Genomic DNA, 12,179 nt, shown 5'->3' on the forward strand with positions numbered 1-12,179 from the left:
GTAACTCGTGAGAGTTACCTTTATTAGATGTTGTACCAAAAAGTTATTGACTAAAAAATAGTGTATTAATCTGCTGCTGTTGCAGTCCAGCCTGTTGCTGCTGTGTAAGCTACGGTGACTGTTGCATACGCTGTACCTGCATTGGTGCCTGATTGTTTAACAGGAGCTACTTTTAAATAATTAGCTGTCACAAGAGTCCCAATTGTCACAGAAGTTCCAGCACTTGTTCCAGATGGATTAATATCTGTCAAATAACGAATAGCAGTATCTTTTAACAATTCTACCGATTGTGCGTCTGCATTTACTTTTGAATTATTAATTATTCCCCCAATAGCCGGAACCGCAATCGCAGCAACAACCCCCAAAATTACAATAACAGCCAACAACTCGACAAGCGTTAACCCTTTTTGATTTTTAAGCAGTCTAAGCTTTGTGTTCATCATTTTTTTAAACATAGTACACTCTCCTTCGAATAATAAAATTAATCATATATTTAATGAATACCACCCATCAGCTTAAACGTTGGGAGCATAACTGCTAATACGATGCCACCAACAATTCCTGAGAGTAGTAATATCATTAGCGGTTCTAATAGCGATTTCAATCGATCAGCCATTGTATCCACATCAGCCTCGTAGAAATCAGCTACCTTTTCCAACATACTATCCAGAGCACCAGTCTTCTCACCAATCGCTAGCATTTGAACAACCATTGGCGGAAATAACCAAGAATCTTTGAACGGATCTGCGAGCGCTCTTCCGCTCCTGAGACCTTCTCGTGATTCCAAGATCAGCTTCCCTATGACTTCATTGCCTACTACATTTGAAACGATCGTCATGGCTTGAAGCATTGGAATTGCCGCTGCGTACAATGAACTGAAGGTTCGACTAAAGCGTGCAATGGATTGCTTATGCGCTAATTTGCCAAAGACGGGAATCTTGAGCCTAAAATAATCCCAGTAATAGTTCCCTTTCTTCGAACGCTTCATGGCTTGAATAATAAAACTTGGCGCGATCACGAAGATTGGTATAAAGAACCAGTAAGATTTCAGGAGATCGCTCATTTTGATGACAATCCTAGTTGGTAGCGGCAACTCCAATCCCATTGACTTGAAATTCTCCACATATCTTGGAATTACGAATGTCATCATAAGCGTGACGACTGCTATCGTAACTACACCCATAATGATCGGATAGATCATAGCAGACTTAACTTTTTCCTTGGTGTAATGCTCTTTCTCGTAAAACACAGCTAAGCGATCCAACATATCGTCTAAGTTCCCGCTTGCCTCACCAGCTCGGATCATGTTGACGAAAACGGTGGAAAATACGGTTGGAAACTGAGCGGAAGCTACTGAAAGCTGCGTACCTCGCTGCATGTCCTCGGCAACTTCCTTCAGAATTTTCTTAAACACTTTGCTCTCTGTTTGCTCACTTAAGATGCGAACAGACTCCACCATATTGACACCAGATTTATATAACGTTGAAAGTTGTCGACAGAACACGGTGAAGTGCTCCATTTTGACCTTCGGGCCACCGAAAGTAATTTCTCGATGCAAGATGCTCTTACCTTGGTCAAAGCAATCAAGAATCCATAGCCCTTTTCCCTTCAACTCATCCGTTGCCGATTGAAATGTAGCAGCTTCGAGCACCCCTTTATAGTAATGACCCTGATTGTCAACAGCTTGATACCTGAACTTAGGCACTCGAGCTCGCCTCCTTACTTACAGCTCACTTATTGCAGCTCTGCGAAACCAAAGAGCGCTTCTTTCGCCGTATCCACAGTGATTATGCGCTGCTGAAGCAGCTCGCGAAGCGCCATTTCCATGGTCTGCATGCCTTGAGCTTTGCCAGTTTGCATCACAGATCGGATCTGATGTACCTTCTCCGAACGAATAAGGTTAGCTACCGCTGGCGTATTAACCAACACTTCAATCGCAGCTACACGACCGCTGCCATCTGATGTTGGTAAAAGCCTTTGCGCCAGTACGCCCAACATAACGGATGCAAGTTGTACGCGTACTTGTTGCTGCGCTTCCGATGGAAATACATCAATGATTCTGTCAATTGTTTGAGGAGCATCCGCCGTATGTAAAGTTCCAAAAACCAAATGACCAGTTTCAGCAGCGGTTATGGCAATACTAATCGTTTCCAAGTCGCGCATTTCACCCACCAGAATAATGTCTGGATCTTGTCGTAGTGCTGCCCGAAGTCCAGAAGAAAACGAATGGGTATCCACGCCGATCTCCCTTTGATTGACAATACATGATTTATGCGGGTGCACAAACTCAATAGGGTCTTCCAGTGTGATGATGTGATCATTTCTAGTACGATTGATAAAATCTAAGATTGCAGCTAATGTCGTTGATTTCCCGCTTCCTGTAGGTCCTGTGACGAGCACGAGACCTTGTGGCTTTTTGGCAAAATCTTGTGCGATCGATGGTAGACCTAGCACTTCCATTGCCGGTATTTTAGTAGGAATAAGACGAATCGTCAGACTAACGTTTCCTTTTTGTTTATAAACATTGACCCTGTATCTGGAAACATCTGCAATACCATAAGAGAGATCTAAATCCCCTTTTTCTAAAAAGGATTCATATTGTTCAGTCGTCATCAATTCTTTCGCCATCTCTAACGTTGCAGAAGGGATCAGAGTTTGATCGTTTACTGGCTTAAGTACGCCATGAATACGAAACATAGCTGGTGAATTAACGGTAATATGTATATCAGAAGCTTTTCGGTCATGAGCAAGCTTCATCAACTCTATCATGGCCACAAGTATCCCCCCCAATCCGAGACCATAGGTATATTTACTCATACATACATAGTACTATAGAACTGTAAGTAAAGTGTTAGGAATATTATTCGACATAATTTTTATGGATAAAGCAAAAAAAATAATCAACCATTACCCGTAACACGGAACACTTCCGCTAATGTCGTTTGACCGGCGATCACTTTGCTAATACCATCTTTTATCATCGGTACTAATCCATGTTCAGTTGCGTAATTCTGATACTCGTTATCTGAACGTTTTTGCAAAATCATAGTCCGAAGTGTATCATCAATTGCCAAAATTTCATGAATCGCAAGCCGTCCCTTGTATCCACTTCTCCCGCATTCTCCGCATCCATTGCCTCTACGCAGTACCTCAACTGTATATCCATGGCCTTCTAGCAACATCTTTTCTTCGTGAGAAGGGACATAGGAAGTTGAACAGCCTGGACAAATTCTACGTACAAGTCGCTGTGCAATAATGCAAGTTACCGCGGATGAAATCAAGAAAGGCTCAACTCCCATATCAATTAAACGAGAAATGGAATTCGCAGCGCTGTTGGTATGCAGTGTACTGAGTACGAGATGTCCGGTCATGGCTGCGCGAATTGCAATCTCGGCTGTCTCTACGTCCCTGATTTCTCCAACCATGACGATGTTAGGATCTTGCCGCAGAATCGTACGCAGTCCTTTCGCGAATGTCAGCCCAGTAACCGAATTAACCTGTACTTGATTAATACCTTGAAGTTGATATTCCACGGGATCTTCAACGGTGATAATGTTAACTTCCTCATTATTCAATTTAGATAATGCGGAGTATAGGGTTGTTGTTTTCCCGCTGCCAGTCGGTCCTGTAATAAGTACTACGCCATGAGCATTGTTAATTCCTTTTTGAAATAACATAAGGTTGTGCTCAGATAGTCCTAATTTCTCAATTTCGGTGAGCGTGCTTCCCAGATCGAGAATTCGCATGACAACTTTCTCTCCATGAATCGTAGGAAGCGAGGAGATTCGGATATCTACTTTACGGAATTCAATATCCATCTCAACGCGACCATCTTGCGGCAATCTTCTTTCTGCCACGTTCATATTGGCCATGATTTTGATCCTAGCAATAATGACACTCTGCATGTGAGGAGGTAATGTCCTCTCTGTGCGCATGACCCCATCCACGCGATAACGAATACGCAAACTATCTTCCTGCGGATCTATGTGAATGTCGCTCGCTCCAATTTGGATCGCTTGAATAATGATTTGATTAACCGTCTTAACGACTGGTGAATCCTCATCTTCCACGACTGGCTTCGCTTCTTCCGATTCACGAATTGTTAAGTTTTGCATGATCTGCTCAACAGATTCCTGCAGCCCATAATAACGCTTAATCGCCCGTTGGAGTTCATCTTTTGAAGCAATCGTAGGCTCAATACGGAAACCGGTCGTCATACGAAGCTCATCAATTGCAAAATAATCTAACGGGTCAGCCATTGCCAAAATAAGTTTATTGCCTTCAGTCCGAATGGGTAAAACCTGATGTTGTTCAGCAAGCCGCTGTGGGATAATATTAATAATTTTGGTTTCGATTTTTTGACGGTAAAGCTGGATATGCGGAATACCCAATTGGAACTCAAGAACTTCAATTAACTGCTGTTCTGTGATGTAGTTACGGGTGATCAGCACATCGCCGAGCCTCATATTCAGCTCTTTTTGCTCTCTGAGGGCATTTTTCAATTGTTCTTCCGAGATCAGGCCAGATTCAACCAAAAGATCTCCGATTCTTTTACGAGGAGCCATAACTCCATTCACCCCCATCGATTTCAAAAAAAAAGGCCAGTTGCTTAATACGCACCTGACTTATTTACGCCTAGGATAAGAGGCTAACCTATTATTAGAGGCGCAAAATGGATATATTCTTTTATTTAAACATAACGTGAAAACTTTGGTCAATGTAAGTTTCATCCAAATCCCGAAATCCTCGCAATTACAGAGTAAGTCACAACATAATCACACAAATGGCGGATCCCAAGCTTTTTTGTCCATACCAATCCGATCACTCACCACATTCATTTCCCGATCTAGATGTACATCAACGCCGAAGCTCAGCTTTCGTTTGTGCCAGAATCGCATATCGCGCCACTGTACTTCATATCCACCATTCTTCTCTTTCCAACTCACATAAATGTGCTGAGCAAATTGCAGAAATGCACGAACGCCATCTGTCCCCATCGATGCTTTCACGATTGGATGGGATTGCTGTTTATTGTAATCTTTCTTACTATACTGCTCTAGGACAATCACCTGACCATGGCGAAGCTCACCTAAATAAAAGCTGGTATCACTTTCAAAAACAAACTGCCAATAAAACCAACTTAAACTCGGTACAAGATGACAAACACCTGTAGGAATTTTCAACTCACTATACACATGCTTAATGAGCTTATTTCTTTGCGATTTTTGGAAGCATACATACAGAAGCGATGCTGCAAAAATAAGGGCAAACATCTCCCCGATATGACTTCCGGCCACTCCTCCCCATAACGCAAACCACAGGATTACACCCGCAGCATGAAGCGTGAACAAGAATGGATCATACAAACACAGCGTATCCAGATGTACCCATTTTTTTGTAAAAGGCCGCAAGCATTGTACGCCATAAACATTCAGAGCATCCAGCCCCACATGGCATAGAACAGCAAGAAACGTCCATAGGAATAGATGAAAGAAATTCTCCCAAATACCGAAAACAGCCGCGAGCGGTAAACTTATCAACAGAGGCCAGATCAATAAAGCTGGTATTGAATGTGTCACGCCTCGATGTATACGAACATAACTCGCATACCCCCGTAATCGGGCAAATGCATCTAAATCCGGCGCATGGGATCCAATCAACGTTCCAGCGAGAATGGCATGACTTAATGCGGGTTGCTGCGTAACCACCGTTTCTAAACAAGCTAATCCTGCGAGGCTAACCCCAAACAATAAGTGGCTTGCTGTATCCATTTATCGATTCCCCCGTCCTTATGTCCATCATGCTTACTGAAGACCGTTTTCCCAACGTTCATGAACGTTAAACCAGTAAAACCAAGAAGCAGGCTGCTCCCGGATAACCCGCTCGACGAAGCTATTTAAAATCAGATTGGTTTCAACCCTTGCAGCTCGGACACCACTAGTATCGCGGGCGTGAACAAAAAGAGGTTCACCCACCACAAGCCGGTGCTTGAAGCCATAAGAACGGAAGCCATAGAAGGGTACGATTGGAATTTGCAGCTCAAGTGCCAACATAGCCGTACCTTCAGGAGTGCGCGTCACCCTGCCGAATAGCTTCGACAATGGAAAAGAAGGCCGCCAGAAATCGCCAAGCAAGAAAACGACGCCTCCGGATTGTATATGTCTCTTTAAGCTGCGATACAATTCCAGTGCGGGAACACTGTCATAATCTAAACCTTTACAACCTAACGCCGCGAACCTGTCATATAAGGGCTTGAGTTCAGGGCTCCCCGCTGAGGCTACAGTAAGACAATCGAACCTTCTTGAGAAATACCAATAGTAATTAAAAAAATTACCCACATGCGGTGTGTAAATAATAAACCCTTTCCCGCTAGCTACCTGCTGCGCGGCCTGCAAATGCTCCTCACCTTGCAACTTGAATTTGTACGTGGGTAATCGATCCGTTTGGAAACAAATTTCGAACAGTGAAAATACAACATTTCGCAGATAATTTCTTGTAAGTGATCTGACTTTTCGTTCCGACATCGGCCCTAAAACATCTGTCAGATTATGCTTCACATTCTTTAGAAACCCGTTTCGTGAAATGAGATACCATATGGAAGCTATTCCCCAACAAAGGAACGATAACATCCACAATGGAACAATGGGTAACACTCGCACCAGAAGACTTCGTTCTCCTTCACCTGAGGTTAGTTTTGCGATCCATTCATACAAGGCAAGCCCACCTCATCTCACTCTGCATTGAGAAAATGACGTTTATATCGACGCGCCACCTTATCTTTTTGCAATATGATAAAAAAATCTACCGTCCCAAACAGCCCATCATACGCAGGATCCCCACCAATTTCCGCTCCAAGCCATTGATAGCCTTTCATCAAAGGCGGCAGTTTGCGAAACATGTCTTTCTCATTACAAGAGAGATCAATTTGAGCGAGGCCAGAAATCCGATGTGTCTCGAGGGGTTCTATACCAAATCGGTCCGTTAGCACCAGTTTCTGCTTCAGCATCGTATATATTTCATTTAAATCCTCAATCGTTGAAAAGTGTACACTTGCACAGCCGATTAAATGAGTGAAATTGCGCTCACTAATATAACTCGCAATTCCTTCCCACAACAATTGTATGGCTCTTCCGCCGCGATAAGCTGGAGCAATACAACTGCGACCCAGTTCTAGTGATTGTTGTCTCAGTTCTGACATTGCGCTTAAATTAAATTCGGTTTCGGAATAAAATCCAATCCCCTCGCTTGCCCGATCACCAGGCAGAAGTCGATAAGTACCGATCACTTGATCGGTTTCAAGGTCTTTAACAATTAAGTGATCACAATACGGATCATAAGCATCACACTCAAGTTTTTGTTCATTCATCAATCGTAAATTTTTCTCTTCCTCCACAAATATTTGATATCGCAGTTGCATGGCTTGCTCAATTTCTTGTTGATGCTTGGCAAGTTTCACGATCAGCTTTGCAGGTTGTGGCGCCGTCAATAGAGGTACTCCATTCATTTTTCCTCACGCCCCTCGACTAGAGTTTACAACTCCAGATTATCAAAGCTTTATTTTCTGCTGATTTGCTAGTTGTAAAGTTTTTGTAAGCATTATGATATTTGCTGAGAAAAATGAAAAAAACACAACCCACCCGAAGGCGAATTGTGTTTATAGGACTCATCAATTGATATACTGCAAATAAATTAGTAACCGTTTCAACATGACAGCTGCTTGCGCGCGAGTCGCGAAGGCATTGGGATTAAGTTGTGTCTCAGTGACGCCTTGTATTAACCCTGTTTGCAGGGTAAACGCCATTGCTTGCCTAGCCCAGATGTCGATCGCATGTTTATCTATAAACGGATTAAGAACTGTATCTTGTTCGTAGTTTAATTGCTGGCTACCTGTGATTTGAATCGTTCTATTGATCATTGCAGCCATCTGCTCACGTGTCACCTGCAACAGCGGTCGGAAAGTCCCATCTTCAAAGCCCTCAATTAAACCTGCTTTAGCCGCAGTGTTGACCATTTGCGAATACCAGTCATTGTCCTTAATATCCTGAAAACCAGAAGTTCCTGGAACTGATTCGTTAGCTTCTATGCCAAGGGCACGGATGAGCAATGTAGCAAACTCAGCACGAGATATTTCCTTCTCTGGTTCGAAATGTTGTTCATCTACCCCAGAAATGATCCTTTTGGAAGCAAGTTTTTCTACATCTTCTCGTGCCCAATGCGACTTCATATCTTCAAAATGTTTATCTTTCTGAATGATGGTGTATAACCCACCATATTGGTCTTTAATGACCATCTTCCAGGCACCATCGCTACCGGTTAAGATAGACGGAACGAAGGCTATTTCTCCAGTTTCCACATTTAATCGTACAGCGGTCACATTGGTTGTGTAAGAAGTGCCAGGAAGAGTGATTGCTCTCTCCACTTGCATGTTTTCATAATGACGAATCGGAATGGCGCCTGCTTGGATTTCAAACTCGATTGGATTGGTCAGCAGCAAACCAGTTTGTTCGGCAGTTGCTTTATCTTTCAGTGTTTCTGCTAGTTGACTTGCTTCGTGTCGGATAACCACTGAGAATAGACCATTCGATCGTTCAGCATCACTTACATGATTTTTGAAAAGAAGCAATGGAATTGTAAACTGAATGGTATTCATATCCAGTTGAATACTTCCATTCATATCCTGCAAATCATTCCATACGCTGGATGCAAATTCGACGACTGTCGTATCGTGATCATCTTGAATTTGTAATAGCAAAGATGAAGCCGAGCCCTCATTTATTGCTTTAAAAGCATCCCGTAACTCACCTTCATCGACATGGAATTTGGAGAGCATCCTGCCGTCAGGTGCCGCTTCACGGACACGCTGACTCGAAATTAGGAGTGCTTGAGAACCTATTGACTTCGTAACTCCTGTTAACGTGTAAGTTACGCTAGGTCCAGATGAGGACCAATTATTCGCTAAATCTCCCGCTTCCACTTTAAAACTCATGTTTATGCCTGCAGCTAAGCCTGATAATTGCGTAGTAAGCTCACTACCGTTCATCGTAGTTAGCAGCTCCGAATCTTTATATATCCGGTAGGAAGTGACCCCAACGTTGTCCGTTGCTGCCGACCAGGTTAATGTGACAGAAGAATCCGAACTCGGTGTAACCGTTACATTGGCACCATAGTTCCAGGTAGGAGCTAGTAAGTCTTTGAATCCTACCGTGACATATATCGTTGTCGAGATACCATTATAAGTCGCAGTAATGATTGCACTACCTGCACTAACTGCTGTGATATAGCCGTAACTACTTACGGTAACGACAGATGAATTTGAACTTGTGAAGCTCGTATTCGAGGTTACGTCAGTGATATTATATTGCGGATCATAAGCGTTGATTGTAAGATACTGTGTCCCATTTATCTCCAAGTAAACTGTACTTTCATCTGCTTCAATCCGACTAACGGTAGTTGTCACATTCACACTCGCTGATGCTGTGAAACTACCATAAAATGCTGTAATCGTCGTAACACCTGGCGAAATGCCAGTCACCATGCCACTTGAATTTACACTTGCCACTGCTGGATTTGAACTCGTGAAGGTCAGGCCAGTTGTCAACGTTTGTGTGGTGCTGTCATTTTTATAACCAATCACATAGGGAGACCGTGTAGAGCCAGATTGAAGTGAATATGAATAGGAGTCGAATGCAATACGATTCAAATTCGTCAAATTTGTTGATACCGTAATATTGGCTGAAGTCGACTGGCCATTATAGGTTACCGTTAAAGTTGTTGAGCCAGCAGCAACTCCCGTGATAACACCACTCGCATTGACTGTAGCCACAGCTGTATTCGCGATTCTATAGGTCGCTCCTGATTGGATAGTGAATGTATTGCCATTCGCATAAACCCCTGTTAAGTAACTCGCTACCGTTTCAGTTGGTTGTAGATTATAAGCTTCGTCATCCAAATACACGCGAGTTAGCGGTTGTGCATTGGGAGTATTATTCAAACCACTATCCGGACCATATATTTGAAACTCTGCAACGCTAGCATACCCTCCTGAAGCGACACGCGTAGTTGTTAATCGAAAGTAGCGTGCCGTTACATTCCCTTCATCCACAAAACGCGGATCTCCCGCCTGCATATTCCCTGTTCGATCGGTAAAGGTATACCAAATGATGCCATCGATTGAAAAATCAATTTTGTAACCATATATATCCTGTATATTGGCATACGTCGTCTCAAAGCGCTGCACATTGCGCAGTTGCCCTAGATCCACAACTAACCATTGCGGTAAAGAAGTACTACTGGGTGCCCAACTAGATAACAATTGGCCATCCACGGCCTTATCAGAGCCCCATGAACCAGAGAAACTTGATAATGCAGCCGTAGTCTTATTTTGAGACAGAAGCGTTTGCGCCTCACTCGTTGAATATACGCGAAAATCAAATACACTGGCTTGATCTCCTGGTGAGCCAACGCCTACGACTTGTAATCTGACGAATCTTGCTAGAACATCCCCACTGTCAGAATAAAAAGGGAAATTTATGGCTGTATTCGCAGAACGATCCGCAAAAATGCTCCAATTGATGCCATCGATCGAGGATTCAATCTTGTAAGCATACGAGCTGTTCACATGCTCAAATACAGTTTCAACACGTGAAACATGTACATTTTGTGTAAGGTCTACTGTTAGCCATTGTGGAAGTTGTGAATTACTAGCTAACCATTTGGTATTAATGAGACCGTCCACTGCTTGACTTGCACTATATGTAGCTCCTGTAACAGATGACGCCACAGCAGATTTCCCCTGAGAAACTGGTATTTCAGAGGCATAGGTATCTCTAGATAGACATAAAATCCCAATAATGACACAAATAGAAATGAGTAAGGCAAAATGGTATACAGTCACTCTGTAAACCGGATACGTCATGTCCACCCCCCAGTTATTAAGCGTTTACAACTATTTTATCAGAAGCCCTATCATTACGTATAGGGCTTCAGATCCAATCTTCGAACTATTCTGAATCTTTGTACGACTTTCTAATTTCCTTAATCATAATGAAAAAGATCGAGGATATAAAGATAGAAAGCAGCACTTCACCAAGTGTAATTTCCATACCTTCACCTCGATTTCCGTTGGTTTTGTTTAGTGTATGAGGTGAATGCAGGAAATTGACGTTAGGATACAAAAATAAGCTTCTCCCATTCGTAATCAATGGGAGAAGCTTATTTTTTACACTTTACGTGGAATATCAAAGCTCCAGAAATCCCTTGCTAAGTGACTATTTCCGTGGATTTGTTGTGCCTGGTGAAGCAGTTCATTTACGCTATCCCCTTGATACCGCGAGCTAAGATGCGTCATGATCAGCACATTCGCACCAGCCTCCTGTGCAGTCCGTGCCGCATCGGTGGAAGTCGCATGATCGAAAGCATAGGCTAGCTCCTGCTTATCCATGGCGAAGGTCGCTTCATGAACGAGAACATCGGCACCTCTTGCCAGTTTTTTAGCTCCCTCACAGTAGCGTGTATCTCCTAAAATGACGACCACACGACCAGGAACTGGGGCACCTAAGAAATCTTTCCCATGTATAGTCCGGCCATCCTCAAGCTGTACCGTGTGTCCTAGTTTCAGCTGGCCATAGATCGGACCTGGTGGTACTGCGAGTTCCTTAAGCTTTTCATTTAGAAGCTTGCCAGGTTGATCCTTCTCCACGATGCGGAATCCAAAACATTCAATACGATGCTCTAAGCGAGCCGTTTCCACAAGAAAGCTTTCGTCTTCGAAAATAATCCCCTCTTCATCAAGCTCTACAAGATGAAGTGTATAACTCAAATGTGCCCCGCTGACTTCCAGCGCAGTTTCAACGAATTGCTTAAGCCCCCGCGGACCATATAAAGTCAATGGTGTATCTCCACCCAAATAAGAGCGACTCGTCAATAATCCTGGGAGCCCATATAGATGATCACCATGTAAATGCGTTATGAATAATTTCTCCGTTCGTCCCAGTTTCACTGGAGAGTTCAGAATCTGCTGTTGCGTCCCCTCTCCGCAATCAACAAGCCAATATGTTCCCCGTTCGTCTAATAAATTCAAGGCAATTGAGGTTACATTTCGTTGCTTGGAGGGCATACCTGCCCCCGTTCCTAGAAAATACAAGTCCACTAGCCAAACCCCATTCTATCTCAATATCACA

Annotated in this window: 9 protein-coding genes; all 9 read right to left on the bottom strand. The window is 43.2% G+C overall.

Going from position 1 to position 12,179, the window contains the following annotated elements:
* Positions 1-65: 65 nt before the first annotated feature.
* On the bottom strand, positions 66-455 hold the full coding sequence (locus L6I86_RS04545) for a type II secretion system protein (RefSeq protein WP_236284991.1): 390 nt from the start codon (positions 453-455) through the stop codon (positions 66-68).
* 38 nt (positions 456-493) lie between these two features.
* On the bottom strand, positions 494-1,705 hold the full coding sequence (locus L6I86_RS04550) for a type II secretion system F family protein (protein ID WP_236284993.1): 1,212 nt from the start codon (positions 1,703-1,705) through the stop codon (positions 494-496).
* A gap of 29 nt (positions 1,706-1,734) precedes the next feature.
* On the bottom strand, positions 1,735-2,769 hold the full coding sequence (locus tag L6I86_RS04555; RefSeq protein ID WP_236285667.1) for a type IV pilus twitching motility protein PilT: 1,035 nt from the start codon (positions 2,767-2,769) through the stop codon (positions 1,735-1,737).
* Between the two features lie 131 nt (positions 2,770-2,900).
* On the bottom strand, positions 2,901-4,565 hold the full coding sequence (locus L6I86_RS04560) for a GspE/PulE family protein (protein ID WP_236285003.1): 1,665 nt from the start codon (positions 4,563-4,565) through the stop codon (positions 2,901-2,903).
* A gap of 210 nt (positions 4,566-4,775) precedes the next feature.
* A complete protein-coding gene (locus L6I86_RS04565) occupies positions 4,776-5,771 on the bottom strand; it encodes a metal-dependent hydrolase (protein ID WP_236285005.1) in 996 nt (331 codons plus the stop codon).
* A 33-nt stretch (positions 5,772-5,804) separates the two neighbouring features.
* The gene (locus tag L6I86_RS04570) at positions 5,805-6,659 is read right to left on the bottom strand and encodes a lysophospholipid acyltransferase family protein (RefSeq protein WP_338113364.1); all 855 of its coding nucleotides are present in this window, start codon (positions 6,657-6,659) and stop codon (positions 5,805-5,807) included.
* A gap of 71 nt (positions 6,660-6,730) precedes the next feature.
* A complete protein-coding gene (locus L6I86_RS04575) occupies positions 6,731-7,504 on the bottom strand; it encodes a GNAT family N-acetyltransferase (RefSeq protein WP_236285007.1) in 774 nt (257 codons plus the stop codon).
* 162 nt (positions 7,505-7,666) lie between these two features.
* Complete coding sequence (locus tag L6I86_RS04580) at positions 7,667-10,915, bottom strand: discoidin domain-containing protein (protein ID WP_236285009.1); 3,249 nt, start codon at positions 10,913-10,915, stop codon at positions 7,667-7,669.
* Positions 10,916-11,218: 303 nt separating this feature from the next.
* Positions 11,219-12,148, bottom strand: a complete 930-nt coding sequence (gene rnz / locus L6I86_RS04585; RefSeq protein ID WP_236285011.1) for a ribonuclease Z — start codon at positions 12,146-12,148, stop codon at positions 11,219-11,221.
* Positions 12,149-12,179: the final 31 nt, after the last annotated feature.

Origin of the sequence: Paenibacillus allorhizoplanae (genome assembly GCF_927798215.1) — a bacterium.
Classification (GTDB): Bacteria; Bacillota; Bacilli; order Paenibacillales; family NBRC-103111; genus Paenibacillus_E; species Paenibacillus_E allorhizoplanae.

Excerpts from the sequence above, each read along its gene's own strand:
- L6I86_RS04545 (WP_236284991.1), bottom strand. The coding sequence starts at position 455 with ATGTTTAAAAAAATGATGAACACAAAGCTTAGACTGCTTAAAAATCAA.
- L6I86_RS04580 (WP_236285009.1), bottom strand. The coding sequence starts at position 10,915 with ATGACGTATCCGGTTTACAGAGTGACTGTATACCATTTTGCCTTACTC.
- L6I86_RS04575 (WP_236285007.1), bottom strand. The coding sequence starts at position 7,504 with ATGAATGGAGTACCTCTATTGACGGCGCCACAACCTGCAAAGCTGATC.
- L6I86_RS04565 (WP_236285005.1), bottom strand. The coding sequence starts at position 5,771 with ATGGATACAGCAAGCCACTTATTGTTTGGGGTTAGCCTCGCAGGATTA.
- L6I86_RS04560 (WP_236285003.1), bottom strand. The coding sequence starts at position 4,565 with ATGGCTCCTCGTAAAAGAATCGGAGATCTTTTGGTTGAATCTGGCCTG.
- L6I86_RS04555 (WP_236285667.1), bottom strand. The coding sequence starts at position 2,769 with ATGATAGAGTTGATGAAGCTTGCTCATGACCGAAAAGCTTCTGATATA.